12 protein-coding genes are annotated in these 21953 nt (G+C 54.0%); 3 read left to right on the top strand and 9 right to left on the bottom strand.

The genetic code is table 11. The features are described 5' to 3' along the window. Nucleotides 1-4: 4 nt before the first annotated feature. A complete protein-coding gene (locus O2597_RS02730) occupies nt 5-1843 on the bottom strand; it encodes a type 2 periplasmic-binding domain-containing protein (protein WP_269522651.1) in 1839 nt (612 codons plus the stop codon). Between the two features lie 21 nt (nt 1844-1864). Next, nucleotides 1865-2785: a tetratricopeptide repeat protein gene (locus O2597_RS02725; RefSeq protein WP_269522650.1), complete on the bottom strand. Its 921-nt coding sequence runs from the start codon at nt 2783-2785 to the stop codon at nt 1865-1867. Between the two features lie 183 nt (nt 2786-2968). Here O2597_RS02725 and O2597_RS02720 point away from each other — a divergent pair, with 183 nt between their 5' ends. Beyond that, nucleotides 2969-4051, top strand: a complete 1083-nt coding sequence (locus O2597_RS02720) for a GntR family transcriptional regulator (protein WP_269522649.1) — start codon at nt 2969-2971, stop codon at nt 4049-4051. 39 nt (nt 4052-4090) lie between these two features. On the opposite strand, the gene O2597_RS02715 is transcribed toward O2597_RS02720, so the two are convergent. The 7 genes from O2597_RS02715 to O2597_RS02685 all read right to left on the bottom strand — a co-directional run bounded on the left by O2597_RS02715 (nt 4091) and on the right by O2597_RS02685 (nt 19333). Continuing rightward, entirely contained in the window at nt 4091-7093 is a 3003-nt protein-coding gene (locus O2597_RS02715) for a glycosyl hydrolase family 28-related protein (protein WP_269522648.1), read from the bottom strand. 179 nt (nt 7094-7272) lie between these two features. Continuing rightward, nucleotides 7273-9483: a hypothetical protein gene (locus tag O2597_RS02710; RefSeq protein ID WP_269522647.1), complete on the bottom strand. Its 2211-nt coding sequence runs from the start codon at nt 9481-9483 to the stop codon at nt 7273-7275. Nucleotides 9484-9514: 31 nt separating this feature from the next. Then, nucleotides 9515-10912, bottom strand: coding sequence for an FAD-dependent oxidoreductase (locus O2597_RS02705; RefSeq protein WP_269522646.1), 1398 nt, complete (start codon nt 10910-10912; stop codon nt 9515-9517). A 20-nt stretch (nt 10913-10932) separates the two neighbouring features. After that, nucleotides 10933-14943: a beta-galactosidase gene (locus O2597_RS02700; RefSeq protein WP_269522645.1), complete on the bottom strand. Its 4011-nt coding sequence runs from the start codon at nt 14941-14943 to the stop codon at nt 10933-10935. Between the two features lie 25 nt (nt 14944-14968). Further along, on the bottom strand, nt 14969-17269 hold the full coding sequence (locus O2597_RS18700) for a right-handed parallel beta-helix repeat-containing protein (protein ID WP_269522644.1): 2301 nt from the start codon (nt 17267-17269) through the stop codon (nt 14969-14971). 142 nt (nt 17270-17411) lie between these two features. Next, nucleotides 17412-18185, bottom strand: a complete 774-nt coding sequence (locus tag O2597_RS02690) for a PEP-CTERM sorting domain-containing protein (protein ID WP_269522643.1) — start codon at nt 18183-18185, stop codon at nt 17412-17414. Nucleotides 18186-18241: 56 nt separating this feature from the next. Next, complete coding sequence (locus tag O2597_RS02685; RefSeq protein WP_269522642.1) at nt 18242-19333, bottom strand: GntR family transcriptional regulator; 1092 nt, start codon at nt 19331-19333, stop codon at nt 18242-18244. A 108-nt stretch (nt 19334-19441) separates the two neighbouring features. On the opposite strand from O2597_RS02685, the gene O2597_RS02680 reads away from it, so the two are divergent. Both O2597_RS02680 and O2597_RS02675 read left to right on the top strand, forming a co-directional pair. After that, nucleotides 19442-21202: a hypothetical protein gene (locus O2597_RS02680; protein WP_269522641.1), complete on the top strand. Its 1761-nt coding sequence runs from the start codon at nt 19442-19444 to the stop codon at nt 21200-21202. Nucleotides 21203-21216: 14 nt separating this feature from the next. Further along, nucleotides 21217-21900 (top strand): type II secretion system protein, encoded by a 684-nt coding sequence (locus O2597_RS02675; RefSeq protein ID WP_269522640.1) that lies wholly within the window; start codon nt 21217-21219, stop codon nt 21898-21900. The last annotated feature ends 53 nt before the right edge of the window (nt 21901-21953 follow it).

Here is a 21953-nt window from a genome sequence, read left to right as displayed (position 1 = left end):
GATATTAATATTCCGGATATGGGTCGGAGGGATGCAATTCGTGCCACCAGCGCCTCAAATGCACTCCTTCGTCCTCAATCAAGTTCAGGTAGGTACTCGCACGCTCGCGCTTCGCGGCAGCCGCCTCACCTAAAATGTAATTCAAGCGCTCGACTGACATGGAACGTTGATTGGCACGGGATTGATCCTTGGCCTTGATCAAGTCAAAGATCCAAGCCTTATGGAGGCCATTGACCGGATCTTCGATTGCCTTTTTCACACGCTCGAACATGACTTCGCCCTCCAAATCCCCGGTTTTGACAAGCTTCAGGTTCGACGACCATGCATTCCGGATATTCGCAGGCGTCGTGCTTTCGGAAATTTGCATTCTGAAAGTTTTGGGGATGCCTTCGTTATAGGGCATGAACGCGGCAACACGCTCCGGTGGCTTTGCTCCGACGATCACCGGGAGCCATCCAGCACGCTGCGAAAAGCCTTCATTGATCCTGTGTGAAGATAGAAAACGAAGGAAATCCAATGCCCAATCAAAATTCGGCGACTGCTTGTTGATCGCAAATGGGACTCCCCCTTTGGCATCCGCCTCGGTCGAGCGCATATCGAGGAATTCAAACCAACGCTCGCCTTCAACCGCTAAAGGCTTGATGGCAATGTTGACTTCAAACCGATCCTTCGGATCTGAGCGTTCCGCGATCCCCTGATAAATACTGGTCGCATCCCAGCCACCGGTACTCAGGATAGCGGCCTGCCCCAAGACGAATCGGCGCTGCGCCTGCTCACGATCAAGCCCTAGAAATCCATTCGGATAAAATTGGCAAACCAAACGCTGAAACTCGATCATTTCACGGAGGAACGGGCTGTCAAAACTCCAGAGCCCACGATCAAATGCAGCCAGCGCTTCAAGCGCCGTACTCTTCTTCCCCAGTTCCAGACTCAGCTCTTTCCATGGTGCGGAGAGGAACTCAACAGAGTACAGTGTGGCGATATCGTTGGCGGAATATTTACTACCGGCAATCGGGACCAAATAGGCATCGCTATTGTCCGCAGCATAGGCCTGGACCGCCGCGCAGTAGAACATGAACTGGCCAAGCGTCTGAGGCACTTCATCGGTCTTCAGCCATGCCAGTGCAGAGGCTTCGGGCAAATACCCCTCCTCGTTTGCTGCGGTTCGCCATAATCCTGACATCCACTCCGGCTGGGTCGCTTCGGCCGCAAGATTCGCAGCGTAATCCTTCACTTCCCCGAGTATCCGGAGATTGTAGATAAAGCGCATTCCGCCCCAGGTACAGATGGGGATGGCATAGTAGTCGCTAAGCGTCTCTTCATAGCCACCCTGAAGGCCATCAAAGAATGTATCCTTCCATTTTGTATCGGAGAGAAAGGTGGAAAGCTTGGTAGGCAGTCCCTCGACTTGAAATTCCGGCTGATTGTACGGGTTCGGAGAAGCGGTGTAGGATCCCAAGGGAGCATAGAATTTAGCTAATGCATTCCCCTTAATCAGCTCTGAAGAGTTCTTCACCGCGATATCCGGAGCCGTCCCGCTGATCAGGTGGACATTCATGAACTGGTTGTAGACACGCTCTGCGATGGGCGTCTGCATCACACTCACCCCTGCCTCTTTGACCTCCGGCAAATTGTTATACTCGTCCATCGCCCACTGCAACGCTTCTCGGAACCCCGGCTCCAGCTGCCAGTGCGCCACACGAATCACTTTGCCGGACACTTCGCCTGAACCGCTGGTCGTCCTGGAAACCGTATAAAATCGTACCGCACTGACAACAAATGCACCCAAGAGCAAAAATGCGGCAATCCAGTTAGGGCTAAACTTCGACAACAACTTTTTCATGAATGAAATACCGGTAAAGGGTTAGCGGCCGAGCTCGATTTCAGACAACTCAGGTATGGGGATATCGAGCTCCGGGTGTGCTCCTGCTATTTGCACCACGCGCCTCCTCGCGACAGCCCCGTACGTGCTGCGGGGAAAATCTCGAACCAGCCGGGTATAGGCCCTGGCTGCCAGCAAATCGTCTCCACCCTCCTCCGCTAGCAAGCCGAGTTGCCAGAGCGAGAGATCCCCCTCCGACGACCGGGGAAAGCCCAGCTCCATGGCTTCCTCGTATGGTTTCAAGGAGGCTGGATAATCATTGAGGTAAAAAGCGTAAAGTTGCGCCTTATATTGCAAAATGGTACTCGCCCAGGGCGAATCCGGCTGACGGGAAAGAGCGGCATCCAATACCACGATGGCCTCGAGAATCTGCTCCGGCTCAAAACTCTGAGCCATACACTGAGCAAGAAACAGTGCTGCGCGCGTGGACATCTCCGTCCCCGGGTACTCGTCCAATACCCGCTTGTAATAGTCTTGGGCCAAGGGCACGTCCGTGGGATCTCCGAGGTAGTCCGAGATCTCTGCCATCCGCCCCAAGTCCAGTAACGCACTGGCAGCCAATTCTGAACTCGGCGAAACAGCGACCACCAACTCGAACAGGGTCCTCGCCTCTTCCAATGCCGTATCTCCCGGAGGCGTCTTGTGCCAAGCCGCCAAGCCCAAGCTGTAGGTGGCGAGCGTCCAATTTGAATCATCTTGCGGCAATTCGGGCTGAACCACGCTCAGAACCTTATATGCGGAATCGAAATTAAAGACCCGGAGGAATTCGACTCCAGCGCCAACCTGCTCGTCCAGAGGCAAGTCAGAGAAAGCATTGCGGTTCGAACAAGCACTGAGCAAAGCGAGGCTTGCCCCGGCAACAACAGCCAGCACGCGGGATCGGCTCAACGAGGGAATTAACATGAACATCAGAGGAATTCAGATAAATGTAGGGTAATCAGGACGGCGGAACCGCCGATTTACCGACAGTCAAAGCAGCTGATTGTTGTAGATCAATTCTAATATTAGATTTTGCTGTCAAATTTTCATAGATACAGTATATATAAAGCTAGTCTGGTGCATCGCCCACTGGAAAAACCTCAGAACATGTCAAAAATCAGCAGCTCACCCCGCAACAAACAGCCATTCGTCATCAGCGAACTCACCCGCATGGCCCGCAGCTACGGTCCGGGGATGAAGCTCCCCACGGCGCAACAGCTTGCCAGCAAGCTGGGCGTCACCCTGACCACCCTCGACCGCTCCCTCGCCAAACTGGAGGCGAAAGGGGTCATACATCGTCGACAGGGCAGCGGCATCTATGTCTCAAGCCACCTGCTGGAAAAACGCGTGGGCCTGATTTTCGGACGCAACATTTTCCAACTGGGATCATCCGCCTTTTACCTTCTCCTCCTGCAGCACTGCGAAAAACGTGCCGAAGCCGGCAACGAACAATTCTCATTTTACCTCAGCCCACGCAGCCAGGAAACAGAATTCGAAACGGATACCTTTAATCCGGAACTCGCCGACTCTCTGAAGCAAGGAAAACTGGACGGCCTACTCATTTGCGAGCTCAACAATCCGCAATACGAGCAATGGCTTGCCAATCAAAATATCCCTGCTGTTGCACTCGCCCCATCGTCGTATTTCCCAACCGTCGGCATCGATACCAACTATCTCATAGATGAATGCGTCGGCACGCTGGCTTCACGCGGTTGCCAAACCATCGGCTTGCTGGGCATTTTAACCCGCCACTGCAAAATGTTCACCAACGCAGCCGAAAAGCATGGCCTGAAAGTCATCGAAGAGGCCGTGCTTCATCCGGAAGATGAATCCGAGCCCCCCTTTGATAGCCACGAACCACTCGGCCGCGAATGGATGCGCCGCTGCATCGAACGCTGCGGGGGCAAGAAGCACTTGCCCGATGCCTTGGTGATCACTGACGATATTCTCGCCCGCGGTGCCTGCCTCCACATGAAGGAAACCAACATCCGGCCGGGAAAGGACATCCAAGTCGCAAGCCACGCCAATCAAGGCTCCCTGGTGCTCGAGTACTGGCAAGACAACCTGATTCTGGCCGAAGTGAATCCCGCCGACTTCGTCGACCTCATGTTCACCCAACTGGAATCCCTGATGCTCGGGGGGAAGCCACCGGCAGCCAAACTCTTAATTAAGCCAGCCATACGCACTTAGAGCAGGCTTGTTTCCTAAACCCTGGCTAACACAAAAGGATCACAAGAGCGGATCACCAATCATCAACTGGACATTGTCCAGGTTCATGCTCGCGGATTGCCCGGGACTGACTTGGTTGACGTAGAAGCGATTGAACCCGGAACTCAAGGGACTGCCATAGGTTGAGATCGTGTAAGTCAACGTCGTCCCCGGCCCGGTACCGGCCCAAGGCGTGAGAGATAAGGTAGCACACCCCGTCCCGGCCGAAGGCGCATCCACCACGACCTGTACACGATACCAGGTATCGAGCGCTAGAGAGGGCGAGATGCCCCCGCCATAGAGGTGCCCCGTCGTGCCATTGCTCATCGGGTGCAGTGACAAGATGGTATGATTGCTTTCGGTGATTACGCGCATCCAGATATCGTTCTGGGTGGCCGAACTATTGAGCCTGAAATCAAAAGTCAGCACAGCCCCGTCATCCCCAGTCAATGCGAATGGCCCGAAATACTGACGAAGATCCAAGCGCGAACCCGAGGTATCGGCGGTTGTATCAGTGAACAGCATACTTTGAGCGCCGGGCCCGAAGGGCGAGCCTCCGCTGACCACCGCAACCTGACGCGTCCCCGCTCCCAGAGCCGATTCACCGCCGACTCCCCAGTACAATGGCTCGTCGCCCAAAACGGTCGTCGGATTCGGATTCACGGTATCTTTTTCCACCGAAGAGTTGAGCAGAAAGTTGCCCATTCCATAGCGAAGCGCGAGGTCATACCAGGCGAGTTCGCGCAGATCATCGAAGCCGTCCGAAACCGGCTCCTCCCATCCCGTTGGCGTGTAATCGGTCAGCGTCGTATAGCTCGGGCTGTTCGACTGGACATTGCCTAACATGATCAGGTTCGCCCCGATATCCAAATCCAGATCCGGGGCATAGGTACCCCAAGTGCAGCCCGCCAGAACCAGATTGAGCGAATTCGAACCGTTTTGAACGACCGGGTGAGGTTCAGAGGGTGATGAGAAGGCCTGCCCGTAGTAAAAGAAGGTGCCCTCGTAATTATCCACATCCAGAACCTTACCGTAGTAGCTGTGTTGTTTAATCCCGCCTATCGTGACACGCCCGGGCGCCGTACCAGTCCCCCGCTTGAGCAATACGTGGTCATAGCCTTGCTCTTCATACCAAGCACCAACGACCAGATCCTGGTTGTCATCGATCAGCATGTCGTAATTTAAAAAGTCGTGCAATGAACCGGACTGGTTGACCACCACGCCGGTAAAACCGGTCTTACCGTAATCACTACCACTCATCCGGATGGGCCCACCCATATTGTATTTCGCCAATATGGTCGCACGACCACAGTCTTTGATCATCAAGCCCGCATCATTGTGGCCCAGAAAGACCAAGGCATCCGCCGGTAAATCTTCCATCACAATCCCGGGAATCAAGGGATTACTGGCAATTCCCCCGGTATTGTTATAACGATACATCTTGCTGTAGAAGCCGTCGATAACCAGTGAAGACGCACCGCTTCCGGTCACCTTCAGCGCGACACTCGTCAGATCCGAAGGAATACTGCCACCGTCGCCTTCGACCTGTAGCACACTGAGTTGCTTAATTTGAACATCCTCAGGGTCATCGATCTGCATGATGTTGCCGCCGACGCTCCCATACCAAAGAAGCGTGGTACGGAGGCCACTACCTTCTAGCGTATAATGACTGCCGGATAGATCGAGGGTTGTCTCGATGCGGTACTTGCCGCGTGGGATATAAACGATGCTGCCATCATTCGCAGCCACCGCATCATCAATCGCATCTTGAATGGCTGCGCTGGAGTCTGTGCTCGTATCATTGACCGCCGCGTTATAGGGCGACTGTGTGACATCAAGAATGTGACTGCTGTCCGCCGGCCAGGTATTCCGGAGGAACTCCACTTCGCAGGATGGCAGGTTGCTGCCCCGCGCGCCAAGCGGCAGGTTGTAAAGCGTCGTATCCACCTGTGTTTTGACCAGGTTGGTCAATGTCGGGCAATAGTTACCACCGACAAGTATCCGACTCGGGTTATAATTATTGGCCATGTAGATCGGCTCGTGGGTATTGGGCGGATTCGTAAAAACGCAATCCGTCACAATCATCGCGCCCTGCGCCTTGAAAATGATCGCACCGTCGGTGTTGGTCCAACTGTCAATATGGCAATCCTCGATGATCTGGCTCCCGGAAGAACTTCCCCAAATCACTTCAAAGAACTGCTCCGACCCAACCGACACGCAGCGGCGCACACGCTGGGCGATTCCTGCCGTCGTGCTGATATCCACCGACGTCGAGCCTTCGAACCGGCAATCGAAAACGACCGTTTTCCCCCTGGGCGTATTGATGCCATAGCCACAGTTCTTGAAAAGGCTCCCTTCGATGATCCACTGATAGCTGTTGTAGGCATCACTCCCATTATAGATCCCGATCGCACAGTCTTCAAAGAGGCAATTCCACACCATGGTTTCGGCTGTCGGAATCGGGCCTGAACCGGTACCGCCGTAGCTACGAATACCTGCCGTGGTGAAGTTATGAAATGCCTCGTTCTCATGACGCACACGCGTTTCATAGATGGTGGGCGAATGGTGGTCGATTCCGTACGCGGCTCGGTTCGCGTGCGTCGAGCTGCCATCCGGACTCCCCTGCCACACGATCCCGATAAAGCTACCACGGGACACGCCGACGGAATTCATCATGGTGCCCCCGGCGCTGCCATCCCATTGGATGACCGTGTTGATACCGTCACCAATCAATTGAGTCCCGCTGCCGGCAATCGAGAGCGAACCGGTAATCCGGTAGGTCCCCGCCGGCAGATAGACGGTGGCCTTGGCATTGGTGGTTCCTTTGATGTCATCCAGCGCATCCTGAATCGCGACCGTATCATCGGTCACACCATCGCCTGCCGCATTGTAAGGCGATTGCGTGACATCGATCCAGTCGGAGCGTGGAGTCCAACTCATCGGGGCAATATTGCTCGCAGCAGAAGCTGCAATGGATGTGCAGAGATACAGCACACCCAGCATAGCTTGTTTCACTATTTTCATATGGGGGGTATGGTTGAGGTTATGTGTTCCGGAGAACACGAGGTTTCGAATCATGCATCCACCAGTCGGGTGTCTGCATGCGAAAGTCAGGGCGGCATTTCACCGGGGAGGATCAGATGATCGCTCAAGCGATTGAATTTGGACATTGTTATCTCCACACGATAATCGGCAATGATCGTTCAAGAAAGCAGCTGAGTGCCCGAATCCCCCAACAAGAGGGTGACGTCTGATCGATTCACTTGTAACATGCCCCAAGTGCCGCCCTCCAAACGGAAACGAGACTCCTTAGCATCGAAGGATTCATGTAAGACAGCATACATCGGTGCAATACAGACGAGCACTGCAGTCTCCGAATCAGAACTGGCATACCAACGGTAATAAGCCTTACCGTAATGAGTCACTGCAGGCACTCCCTCCGCACAACTGGCCAGATGCTTATAGAAGTTTTCTCTCGGATCCAAATTGGAGAACCAAGTGACATTTTTCCGGCGCACACCAATGGTATCACCTTCGATATCCTTCAGACATTCGGTCCCGGATTCAGCAGTCACCGGGAATCGGAAATCGGCCTTATCCGGCTCCCAATCGGTCATGCTCGGCACCGGACGCTGCGATTTCAAGACCGCGTCATACTCTGCGGCATTGACCCGCTTCACACCGGCCCATTCGGCAAAATCCTGATCGATCGGGACTTCCTTATCCCACAATCGGCTCGGAGGCGGTCCGATAAAGATAAGTTCAATCCCAGCTTCACGACAGGCCTTCAATTTATCCCAGATTGCTGCGGAAACCATTGAGGCGTAGGGAAGTGTCAATCGGCGATAAGACTGCCCCGAAATGATAATTTGCCCGTCCCGCACCTCTGCGTTTTCCAGTGCGGCAGTGCTCACGTAATCGAAAAAGCGGCTATGCTCCAGTCCTTGCTCGGCCAGATTGTAGTTACATGTAACCCAAAGGCGCACATAATGTCCCCAGGAGCGTTCGTGGCAGACTTGGCTTTCCCATGAGAACCAGACTGCCATTTCCGAATGCACGCTTAAGTCCGAGGGCAAGGTCTCCCGGAAGGACTCCAACTGTTCCGCGTTACGGGTTACATCCTTCCAATACGGATCCCAGGGGAATGTCGGAAAGTTTTCACAATGACGACCGAGGAAAATCATGAACCATTCGATGCGATACAGCATCTTAAGCCGGGTATAGTAATCATACCAGACCGTGCGTGGCTTCTTACTCCAGTCGTTGACGTAACTGAGCGGCTTGCCCAACTCCTTACGTAGACTATCCACTAAAGTATAGTTATAAACCGTTTCAGCGTGCCGAGTCACATCCCAACCCGTATCCGTAAATGCGGCGGACAAAACCTCCCCGAGTTTAAAGTAGTCCATCACCCCACAGCGAATATCCATGGGCATACCCGAATAGGTGTGGTGCGTGCCGAGAAAAGCATCTTCGCCATACTGCGCCCTGGCTTGCTGGTTAAACGCATTCTGTGCCTGGAAGTTCATCTCAACCAAAGCTGCGTAATAATCCCGACGCGTTTGAACCGCGGTATGACTTTCACCAACGTCCAAGTCCAGTAAACGCTCACGCAGGTCGTAACCGTATTTCTCCTGAAACTTGGCAAGGAAGCTCTTACCCGCTTTATGACCGCGCATTGAACCACCCTTTCCCGGTTCATCCCAGCCCACACCATCCATCGGGACATCATTGTAAAATGACAACAAGTCGGATTGCACACGCAAATACTCGGGGCTGGAAACATCCGGATATTTCGAGGAACGCATCGCCAGATAGACGCGAACCCGAGTGTAATTCCCCGCCTTAATACGTCCATTCAGCTTACAGTAGTATCCCATACCCCGCGGCTTATGCAGGCTCACCGCCTGATCGTCATCCAAGCTGGGCCAAGCGAAATCAGACGCGAAAGAGCTTTGATCGCATTCGTAGTCATCCGGCGACAAGACATGGACCTTCCCCTCGGCATCCCAGGCGAAAACCGCAGAGATCTCCTCGACCACGACCGGAGCTTTTCCCTCATACTTAACGCACAGCTCGAACTGACCATTGTGACAGGCGCCTCCTTCGGAAACCAATTGCCACAAGGCCATCTCCGGCTCACGCTCCACGCTGATATTGGCCCAGTGGCACCAGTCCATATCGAGGGCAAACTTCATACCGAGCTCATGCGAAGTCTCGGCAGCATGCTTGATTGCAGCGCGCACCTCAGCATCAAGCACCGTCTGGCGCATATGCCGGGCGAAACCGATAATGATACCGAATCCGCCCTTAGCGGCTTCAACCAAGGCTTCTTCCATATCGGAATAATCGTGCAGCCAGTCCGGCGTCAGGAACAACCCCATTGTCTGTTTCGAGTCTTTAAATTGAGTCATAGATTTCTTTTCTTCAATAAATTGAGATTTGTTAATTCGCCGTCGCGCAGGGGCAGTCCGGAAGCAACGCCCCACCCGCAAATAATCTTGTGCGCACCCCTTCGTAATCGACCTGATTGGCTGGCACGCCTTGCTCCAATGCCTCGACAGCCATCACACCGGCAGCTTGTCCAATCACCATCGCGATCGGGCTGACACGAAAAGCGGCCATAGCCTCATGCGTCGCGCTGATACAACGGCCCGCCACAATCAAATTCTCCGGCTTAGCCAAGAGCATGGAACGCATCGGTATCTGATAGCGCGTGTTTTCACCCAAATGATTCGAATTCGTTTCGACCTTATCCGGCGAGTGAATATCGATGGGATAGCCCCCCAGGGCAATCGGGTCCGGGAACTGCGTCTCATCCAAAACATCCGCCGCCGTCAACGTATAGAGCCCCTCGACCCGGCGTGTTTCACGAATTCCGATTTGCGAGGCACTGTCCATACGGATCGCGTTCTCAAATCCTCGACAGTGCGTTTTGAGGAACTGGAAGATTTCCAAGTTCTGCCGGCGTCCTTCCATCTCCGCCAGACTCAGGTGATAAGGATTGGTGCCATCCAATCCCTGAATACGTGAGGTGTTCACGATGACGACTCCCGGGGTGGCGGTTTCAAAGAAGAGCACGAACTCCCGCGGCACATTCACCTCGCCACGCTCCTGAGCCGCTTTCCAGGTGTGCGTATACGCTTTTAAACTCACCCGCGGGGTGATGCGTAAACGCCTCAAGCCCTCTTCCACCCCCATGTCGAATTCGAAATCGTCCGGACGGTCAAAGACATCCTGACGGACGGCGTCCATGTCGACGTTGCCGATTTTCAAATTCATCGTCATCGGCTGCATCGCCTGATCCTCCGGACGACCTTTGGCAAAGGGAGCACCGAGTGCCGCACAGAGATCGCCGTCGCCCGTGCAATCAATAAAGATCTCCGCCCGGTAAGTCTGTAGCCCGGATTTATTGCACAAGGTCACAGAGGTCGCCCGCTGCCCACTCGAATCGGTCTCCGCACCCGCAAAGTGCGTGTGATACAGAATCACACCTCCAGCCTCCACAATCATCGACTCCAGTTCGATTTTCAGGGCCTCGCTATCGAATGGGGTCACTGTGCTGCAGTAGGTCACACTATCGGGAATGTGCCCGGGGCTGGCATCCTTCGCAATCAGTCGCTGAATCAATTCTTCCGCCTGCCCCGCCACGACCTGAGTGCCGGCAGGGTTGTGAAAGCTCATCATCGGCCCGACGCCCATCGCGGTGAGTGAACCACCGAGAAAACCATGCTTCTCCACCAAAAGCACTTTTCGCCCGGCGCGGGCTGCTGCCAGAGCCGTGTGTGAACCGGAAGGCCCGCCCCCCATCACAATCACATCGAACTGATCGTCGTAATTCATTTTGAATACAAAGTGCAGAATCAATATGGTTCGGAATAGACGGCCATCTTGATCGACTGGATCGAACTATCGACTGGGTTGCGCCAGTAAGGCACCAGCTCGATATCGTTCGCTTCGCCGAACCGGATCCATGGAGTCACATTCAGCTGGAAACGATCCGAAGTGATTCGATGATAACGACGGACAAAATGCCCGTTCACAATGAAGCCAACAAGATCGCGCGCATCGGCATCGAGGTAGATTTGCGGATGCTCCATCCCGTCAAAAGTGGTGGGCACATTGACCGTCCGCTTGAGCAAGGTCGCATCGCCGTATTTGCCCGGCAGCTTCATGGTGCCGGTCCAATTCAGAGAATCCGGGCTGACTTGCCACTCGCCGGCCAGATCAATACTGGCCTCCGGTGTCGGCCAGAGCCAGATCCAGGCGTTACCGCGCACACCGCACAGCGTGCTATCGGCCTGAATCACGACCGCCAGCTCATGACTGCTCCCCGGCTTGAAGGCATCTGTTGTGAAGCCATCCATGCCGTATTGCTTCTTCTTGTGAATGCTTTTCCCGTCGAGGAAGATTTCACCCTCTCCTGCAAAATAAGATCCGGACTTGGACTCCAAGCTCAGGCTGACATCACCCGACCAATTTTCCGGGATGGTGAATTTCCGGCGAAGGATGATCGTCTTTGGCTCGGGCCATTCGGCGGTTTTCCAAGCGCTCAAACGCTTTTTACGCGGCCAGTCCGTGGTATCGACGCCCTCACCGACGTATTGACCGACACTCTGTCCGGGTTCAAGCAGGTGGTAGGCCCAGCCATTCGTCAGGTCCTTCATGTTGTCAAAGCTCACCTTCGCGGTCGACGTATCTCCACTGCGCTTCGTGCCTCGCCACCAGTTCCGCTGCAGCGTAAACCATTCAACCGGCGCATCTGTAATCTGACCGCGTGGCGTCATGAATACCCGGGTTTGATTCGGCTTCAGTGCGACTTCAATCACCCCGTCAGTCATCGCCACCGAACTCTCATCCAACAGATCGAGACACCACGCCGGCGCACGGTCACGCATGCGGAGTTTGCCTTCAATCGCTTTCGATTCATTTTGATTATAAAGTGCCCAGATGTCGTAAAGCCCGTTATTGGAAACATATTGTCGCAAGAGCACCCCATCGCCATCGGCCTCCCATTTAAATGGCAGCGGTGCCACGTTCCGCCACTCCATCAATTGCACCAGCAAATTCGTCAAAGCCTCGTCACCGCCTTCCGGCAAAGCATGCAAACTTTCCTGACTGCGCTGCTCCGGATCCAAGCGGTCGCGAATCTTGGTCGCACTGAATTTACAGCCCACCTGAACGACATAGCCCTTGCCCAAGGGGCGCACCCCTAAAGCAACGCTGCCGTCATCCCAGAGCAGGACGTCCTGGGCCTCAGCCGCGACCTTGCGCAAGTGCAAGCCATTCGCCCGGGTGCCCGCCCACTCGCCGAACAGCACGGTCTGGCCGGGCGCCACTGACAGCAGGCCCGACTCAAGCACCTTGCCATCTGCATCCATGGCATCGATTTTCTCGACCGCATATCCGGTCAATCGCTCAATTGGCCAGGCATCTGCCTCGGTTGTGCCGTGACGGCCCGTCTGCGCATAAGTCACAAATGTGCCGCCGTCGCGAACGTATTGCTCGATTTCATCGACCATCGCCACGCTCATGATTGAGGTATTGCAATCGAGAATCACACGATAGGCTGCCGCATCGCCATTGGCAAAGGAGGACTCACTCAAAGCATCACTCGGATAGTAGTCCCGGATATAGCCGCGCGTATTCCAGATCCAGTAACCGGAAGCGAGCAGTTTGTTCGGGTCGAGCACCCAGGGGAAGCCATTGAGACGCGTGCTTTCCGACGAGTAAAGGCCGGCCACTTCCGCCTGGGTCGAATGGTATTTGCCGATCAACTCGAACAAGGAAAGGTTGTCCTTGAAGTGCTGCCGAATTTCGGGGTCCCACATAAGCGAACCGATGTGGATAAAGTAATCGATCCCCTGCACACCCTCGGTTGTCCACATGCCCTGAAAGGATTTGAAGCGCTCCAAGTCCTTAGCCGGACCACCCGGTTCAAGTGAAAACGGAAGGTTGGCACCGCGCATCAATGCCGGCAACATATCGGCATAGAAGGCGGACATGTAACCCGTGTTATGAAAATTGGAGCCATACTCGCGGGACAGTTCTTTGACGTCATCGAAGTAAGCATCCGGTGCCATTTGCGCCACCTGACGATTCGGGAAGACCTTACGGATGGTTTCCAAGCCGTGACGCACCGCCTCTTTACGCAACCGGCAGTGCCACATGGCAAAGTCATACCACTGCTGGTTGCGCCCGGAATCGAAATACGGATAGCCCTGAGGCGCCTTCCCGGATAGGTAGACCCGATAGGAAAGTTTTCCCTTCGGCAAACGAAGCGCCAATAGATTTGCTCCCGCCTTCACTTGCCCGGTGACGTTCACTGCCGTCCAGTGTGGCCGCATGAGCTTCAGCCCCGACTCGTCCACCAAGGTATCGTTGAGCACTGCCTTAAAGGTATCCTTCGATGCGAGATTCATATCCCAGACATACAGCCAGACCTGGTCGTGCGTATTCAACCAGTCCTGCGACAGTTGGAAGTGGCGTCGAAAGACAGCCGGACGGCTGGGGATGAGTAAGCTCAAGTCACTGCCGGGGGCTTGGATCGAAGCCCAATCCGAATCGTCGAAATCACGACGAAACCACGCTACAGGCGCAGGAGCGCTCTCCAGTTGCTTCACCCAGTAGCGTTCATTGTAATACAGTAAATCATCTTTCCCCTGATGCTGGGGAGCCAGTGTCTCATAGGCCAGTTTCCACTCTCCGGTCAGATCATAGGCATCCTCACTCCAACCGGCAAAGGAAGCCACCTCAGGCACACGCACATCCGTCCACGCGCTGAGATCGGTCCCCCATGCTGTGTTCAATTCGCCCAGGTCTGCATAGATGCTTTGCAAATATTCCCGATACCCGGAATCCGCAGTGGGCCCGTACTCAAGAAAGATCGAGTGCGCCAGATTCTTGAGCTCGCCATGTGGCTCCAGGATCGTCACCACATTCTCTTCATCCTCGAATCGACGCAAAACGGACTCCGCCAAATCGAACTGAACCTGGTTCGCCTCCTTCGCCGCCCAGGACGAAGTGCCACGTGTGCCAAAATACGGCGATCCGATTCGCATGTAGGTTCCGCTGAATTGCGGCATCGGCTGCATCTCCTGATCACGGTAACGGTTCATCAACCAGGGAGCCTCGCTCCCTTCGGCGACTTTAATGTTCAAGCCAAGTGGCAAGCCACGCTCCTGTGCGAGCGGCACCATCCAATCCCACCACATCGAGTTGTCCAAACCTGCTGCCGTATCCATCGAATGCGGCCCGTTGAAGGGTAATAGGCCGATCTGCCCCATTTCTTCGGCAAACTCGAATTCCTCCAGAAAATCATAACTCCCCCCACCTTGCGACTTCACGTATTCCTTGGGGGCTCCGGCCCAAGGACGAAAATGCGAACGAAAGCCCCATTTGTCCCATCGGTCCAGATACATCGGCACCGTCATGTCAGTGGAGAATACCCAGTCCGACCAATCCCCTTCAGCCAACGCAGCCAGCAAAGACGAACGCTCTTGGGCCGATACGATCCGGACATTGTTGCCTTTCCGGGCAGCCAGAATGTAGCCTTGGCCGTCGGCCTGAACAAGCGTCACCGCCTCACCTTGGAAATCGAGTTCGGCTCCCTCGGTCTTCGGCAATAGGCTTAGATCCGACAGATACTTTGCCTGCAGCAGTTCGGCTTTTTCAGGTGATTCACAGTCGATCGTCAGCAGGCTGGCCCCACCGGACAAGCTGGCTTCTTCACCGGAAACCCGGCCATAACCACGCAAGTCAACAGAAGGAAAAGTTTCACGCACCGTCGCCGAAAAACCGGCAGCAGGATCATCCTTGCACGCAGGCAAGGCCAGAACGGCAACTCCACTCAGGAGCAAACTTGGAAGTAACATTCTCATAAAATAATACAATTAATCGCTATTCCGCATCATTGAATTCAAGCAGCTCCGGATGCTTGAGCTGCCAATCGACCCAACCAAGCTTGCGCAAGTCATGGATGGCGCCTTCGATTTGACCGGCTTCATGGACATCGTTGATTGTCATCTTAGCCGCATTATGCGGGGATGAGCCGGAGCTACCGACCCTATTGACCAAAGTGTCAGCTGGCTTCACGGAGAACTCTGGAATATAGAAGAAATTGGAGACCAAATTGATGACCGGCGGCTCCCCCGCCACAACGATCCCCGGAGACGGGTTACTCTTGTGCTGATAGAATTGGCTGGCCACCAGATTGACCTCCCCGACGTAATCTCGGATGTGAATAAAACGGTCGGTCTTCACAAATCCCAAAGTCAACCGCCCCGGGGGATCTCCCGCTTTCCCTGTCAACACGATCGCTTCGGGCGGGGCTTGCTCTTCGTAGAAATCACTCGCGACGAAGGACTGGCTATCCTCCACAAAAATACTGTGTTTTGTCAGCGTGGCCAAGCGCGTCATCACCCCAAGAAAACCGCCACGGGTTTCACCACGAACCCAGAAAGTGCCTTCATAACCGACTGTTTGCAGAATCGTGGCATCCCCAGAGCCGAAGAACTGCAAATTGCCTTCGGTATTCTCAAGAACAACGGAATCATGCGCCCGCAACCCGTCAAAACGTAGCCCGAGCTGAAACGGCAGCTCCACGTATTTCCCAGTGACGTAGACCGAATGATACACAACATGTGAGCCATTTTCAGAAGGCAACTGACGAATGTCCGCCCCGCTCCCATCAAATACGCCGACTTTGTAAGTTCGAACCCGCCAGCCTTCATCCCGGTCTTCCCTGCGGATTTTAAGTGCGGACCGCTTCACGCGAAAGTTATCCAAAGTCAGCGTGCCTTCAGGTGCCACAACAATGGCATCGTCATCCGGGTCACCGTCGAAATAGATCTCACTGTATAGGGTTCCCCCTCCAAAAACATAGTCACCGCCCTCCAAACGAAGAGGCCGCGTCACACGATATTCGCCATGAGGCAAATACACTTGTGCAAATTTCCCATGCGCACGCGCCGCATCGATGGCAGCTTGAATCGCATCCGTGTCATCGGCTTTGCCGTCTCCAACCGCACCGAAATCCTCTTTCACATCAAAATAGCAACCGGGCACTTCGACCTGATCCGGCATGAAGTTCATCGCGGCATCCAAGCGCAAAGGAGAGACTTCCGGGAGTTCGGCGGTCACGTAATTTCCGGAATCAGAAGCGAACAGCCGCTTCGCGCCTTCAAACGAGTTGGCGGCGTAAACAACGTTCTGCGCATGGTCCGAATCGATCACTGCACCTTTGTCCATCGAACTGATAAAGTGATTGTCGAAAATCAACAGAGGAGCCCCCGAGGCAGTAATGGCAGCCGCCCGTTGCCAATCCGTGACGAGACAATTCTCCACGGTGAAAGGCGACACCGAATTGGTAAATTCAAGAAAGGCCCCCGACCCCACCGAAACGGATCGACGTATGCTGCTGGAGTGCTCGGGGTTCGCAGACACATCCAACCCGTTGTTTTCAAAGCGACTGTTACGCACATAGAAATTGCCGTTCATACATTCGATTCCCATGCGGGCATTATCACGAAAGGTGCAGCCATCGAAGGTAAAGTTGTAGTCGTTGAATTTATTGAAAGTGATCCCGGTGCCACAGTTTTCAAAGATCATGTGCTGGAACGTGGTCTCGGCACTCGCCCCTCCGGGGTTGTCGTCCAGATCGCCAAATAGAATGCCATACTCCGTAAAGTTCCGCATGGTGACGAACTCATGGTAGAGGTGCGTCTCGAAGAGCATTTTCCCCTCCAAGCGGTTGTCGTGATACATACCGACACGCGCCTTACCGCCCCCATCAAAAACGAAGCCTTCGATGTGATAATGAAGCATCCCCCGAATGCGCAACATGACCGCACTAGGCTCACCGTCGTATTTTAGGATCGTATCTGAACCATGACCGTAAAAACCAGCCCCCATGAGGCGCTTCTCACGCGGGTTCCCGACCTGTGACTTTTCAATCAACAGCTCACGGGTAATCCGATACTCACCCGGAGGGAAATAGAGCACACTGCCGGGATGCAGATCACTGAGTAATGCTTGAATTGCATCCGTATCGTCGACTACGCCATCGCCCACGGCACCATGTTCCTGCACATTAACCCAGTCACTTGCCGAAACCCAATTGATCTGAGGGATTTGCGTGCGAGCAGAAACAAACTGTAGCAGGCTCAGGATGCAGAAAGGGAGTAATAACAACCGGCTCATCTTAGCTGATTTAATTTGGGGATAATGGTGATCTCCAGATACAAGAGTCCTAGAGCATTCGCAGCGTAGCTTGCAGAAGGCGAAAAAGAGCGCTGTCTACAAAGGTAGACAGCGCATCTAATTTAAACATTTACCGCGGGTTTTATTTGCGACGACGGCACACACCCAGCGCCAGAGCTGCAACACCTCCAATCAACGCATAGGTGCTGGGTTCGGGGATGGATGTCATAGTGAAAGTTCCATACTGCCCGCCATTTCGACCATCGAAGACCAGTCCGACACCTGTTAAAGCCGCACCACTCGTGCTGATCGTATTCGTCATCGATGCGGATTGATCGTCTAAATCTACCTGGAATTCAGTCCCTCCGTTGGGTGTATAGTAGCCGGCAATTGTGCCCGTATGAGTGGTCGCATCCCATTCAAGAACCATGCGCAAGGTGCCGACACGAGGCCCATTTCCGTAGTCGCCTCCATTATAATCACCGACGGCCCCTCCATCATTTGTAATAGAACTGCCAGGCCCTTCCCAGAACTCAAAGTCACCATTTGAGCGAATCGCAAACGTAGAGTAACTATCTCCATCGTTTACATAAGCCATTTGAACGGGATCAGAAGTAGTTAAACCTATTCCCAAAAATGTGTCCGCGACAAGCGTAGTCGCAGTTATCTCGTAAGTGCCGGAAGTAAAACTGTAGGCAAGCAAAGCGGCCGCGCGCGAATCCGTTGTCCCGTCTGCAAAAATAAAGTCCGTCCCATCAAATCCATCGGTAGACCATGCTACACCACTGTAATCTTCTGTGGTGGTGCCCAGAGCCGTGCTGCCACTTCCATCGAAAGTATGATCGAAAATAGTCGTTTGCGCATTTACGGCAGATGCCGCAAAGAGGGTAATTCCAAGGATAGGGATATGTTTCATAATTTTTATATAGTTTATATTTTTAGGGTTCGAGTGGGTTTAGGAAATAAAAGGGGCTACGCCTTCAAATGGCCTTTAACAAAAACAGGTGGACGCGGTTCGTTGGGCTGTTCCATGAGAGCTTCCAGTTCGGTAAACATCGCTTCCACAACTTCATTGGAATCCATCTCGTATTGGATCAGGCGATCATTCCAATTGTGTAAGACATCACAGCCACGGTTCACTTGAACCGCGAATTTGACGTCGCCACCGACGACGCCGCCCAAACGTTCAAATTCATCGCAAGCACCGCGCGCAAGCATGTCATCCGCAATGATAATTCCATCCGGCATGCGTCCCGAATTCGCCTCATGCAGCGCTCCCATCAACCGTCGCCCTTCGGCCTCATAGCGATCCGGTGATATGATATCAGGCCCGGGGAGGCACTTCACCCAGTCAGCATCAACCGTAACGCCTTCACGCTTCGTAACCTTTTCAAAAACTTCCCGTTGATAGGGCCGCGTGGAAATAAAACCGATCGACTCACAACCCCGCTCTTTCAACACGCAAAGGGTTTGCTCCAGAAAAAACTCCATATCAAACCCGACCAATCCATAGCCCGATGTGTTGGCGCTCAGCACCACCATGGGTAAACCATAGGATCGGAGTAGCCGGTCCTGCTCCGGACTACGCTTACTAGCAACGAGAATGCCATCCAAACGACCCCGCGAAAGTGCGTCCGCCAAATCATGATGGATATCATTTTCTTCGTCGCGCCCCAGCTGCGGCGTATCCAGATAGAATGAAAAAGCTTCATTATGCCGCAGCGCACGTTGCTCGCAGCACTGAATGAGCATCCGGTAGAAAGGAGAACTTCCGGAACCAAACACATTACGCCCGAAAACCAGACCAATCCGCTTTTGATCAATCTGCGAGGAGACATAAATACCGCTCCCCCGCTTACGGCGCACGATACCCATCTCCTCCAGACGCCCCAAGCTGCGGTCCACAGTAGAAACCGTCACGCCGAGCGACTTGGACAACTCAACCACTGTCGGCAGCTTCATCCCAGCCCCATACTGGCGAGCTAAAGCAACTATCTGATCGACAACCTGCTCCTGCTTGCGAGTCGCACTGCCTTTAATCGTTTTGGGGAGACGTGAATCCATGTGAAATCGAGAACTTACTTATTATTACAGAATAATTATTCTAGAATTATTATTGTAGAATTGTTTTCACTATGATTAAGGTCAAGCGAATTTAAACAAAAAAGCTCAATGACAGTCGCCACAGACCATCCTCAAGCCCTCGAAGGCTTGACCGACTTTGAAAGAAGACAGCTCGAAAAAGCTGTCGCCCAAGCACGGAAAGACTACACGCCAGCCACCCGCATGCTGAGCACCCCTTTCGCGAGTCCCGGTTACCACACCACTTACAAAGGCCCGACCGTGCATGAAACACGGCAATCGCTGAAATTTGCAGTCGCCCTCCTCGACACCGGCAGCCCGGACGACCTAAAAATTGCGATCGATATTCTCGGCAAAGTCATCTCGCTGCAGGACCAAGACCCGAGTAGTGAAACCTATGGGATTTGGCCTTGGTTTCTTGAAGAATCGATCCAGGAAATGGATCCGCCGGACTGGAACTGGGCAGATTTCTGCGGCGCCCAACTTCTGGAAGCCCACCTGACTCATGCCGACCGCCTCCCTGAAGAACTGCTCCAGCAGATGGACCGTGCCATCCTCAATGCCGCCCGCTCCATCAAGAAGCGAGACGTGCCTCTGGGCTACACCAACATCGTAATCATGGGCAGTTTCGTCTGTCTGCTGGCCGGTGAGCTATTAAACGACAACGAGCTGACCGAATTCGCAAGCGACCGGATCCAGCGCTTCCATGACTATACCTTTGAACTAGGCACCTTCTCGGAATACAACAGCCCACCCTATACAAATGTCGCGCTCAATGAATTGCGCCGCCTTCGCCGGTTTGTCGAGGCTCCGGAATTAGGTGCACTCATCGATAACTTGTATGAACTCGCTTGGCAGGAAATCGCCCTGTATTTCCATCCACAAACCGGACAGTGGTCCGGACCACACAGCCGTTGCTATGAAACATTGCTGACGCCTCAAATCGAAGGCTCCATCCAGCGCGCGCTCGGACGTGAAGATCCCAACGAAGTGCCAACTCTGGACCAGCACCGGTTGTCGCATAAATGTCCCGAAAAGCTCCGGCATTATTTTGACGCGAACGCATCGATCGCATCCAAACCGCGCACCCTCACAAAAGCCTTTGCCAAAGGCAGCAAGAATATCATCGGCACCACCTACCAACATCCGGAATTTTCACTCGGCAGCGTGAATTACAGCGACCTGAACAACCAGCGCCGCTCGCTCCTGGCCTATTGGGGCAAACCGGGCCAAGTCCGCTCGCTGAGACTGCGGTTCCTGCATGATGGCTATGATTTCACCGCCATGCAGTTCTATTGCGCGCAACAAGAAGGCAATATCCTCGCGGCACTTGGACTCGCGACCGACGGGGGTGACCGCCACCCCTACTTCGACCGGCTCACGAATGGCCAGTTTAAAGCCGACGACTTACGGCTGCGCTTTGAAGTCGAAGGCATCGAACCCAAGCAAATCGAAGTCGTCGAACTGGATTCGGCTAAAGGGTTCGGGCGCTTCAAATTCGATGGCCTGCACTTCGCCCTCAACACCATCGAAGCAACATTCGGCGAATACATGGGGCACTTGGAAACATCAGAAGGAAACAACAAATTTTACATTGATCTCGTTTTTTATTCCGGGCCGCGCAGGGCTTTCACCTTTGGCGATCAAGCGACGGCGAGTGCATCAAGTAAGCAAGTCTCCATCGCATTTACCGCAAGCATCGCCAGCGAAACGCCCGGAACTTCGCCCATGGAAGGCAAGCAAACGTCACTCAGTCCCGTCTATACAAAATATAGCTGGAAGGAGATGGAAGTAGTCGCCCCAACGACACCGGCACCACTGGAAACGATGACGCAAGATCCCAAATTCTAGAAATCGAGACGACAATGAACCCTCACCCTCCAAAGCAAGCCATCTCCCCACGCTCCGGGTTTACCCTGATCGAGCTGCTGTCCGTCATTGCAACCATTGCCGTATTGTCGGCTATCCTGATCCCCGCAATCGCCAGGGTCCGCGAGTCCGCCAACAATGCCAAATGTCTGAACAACCTTAGGCAGCTGCAGGTCGCGGCGAAGCTCTACTCGACCAACGACAGGCAGCAAACCAACCCGACCATGACCACATGGCACAGCGACCTGATTCCGTATCTAGGCCTACCTTCAGGAATCCACACGCTGTCCGACATCACGAAGCTCTCGCCCGAAGTCGCACAGACAACAGTCTTCTGGTGCCCGTCTGTCGACTACAACAGCGCCCACCCAAGAGTCCAGCGCGACAACAACTGCTACGGGATCAATACTGCCTACTACGCCTCCGCGGGCGAAGACAGACCCGACATGCACAGAACGGTCATGGATAACAGCGCATACGCCTCACGAACGATCGCTTTTCTCGATAGCACCAGCCGAAACGTCACCCACTCCACCCCGGATCGGATCGGTATTGGGCGACACGGCAATAATGTGAATGCCGTCTTTATCGACGGCCACGCCGAGAGCGTCCTCTACAACGGAAAAGAAACGACTTTAGACCCCGAATGGCGCGCGCGCTTCGATGGGCCCAACCGCTGACAGACCTCCCCCCTTCTCTCTTGCTGCATGTTAGTTTAGAGATAAAACCATCT

The sequence above is a fragment of the Coraliomargarita parva genome (assembly GCF_027257905.1).
GTDB classification, from domain to species: Bacteria; Verrucomicrobiota; Verrucomicrobiia; order Opitutales; family Coraliomargaritaceae; genus Coraliomargarita_A; species Coraliomargarita_A parva.
This window is presented reverse-complemented; position numbering and strand designations above follow the sequence as displayed.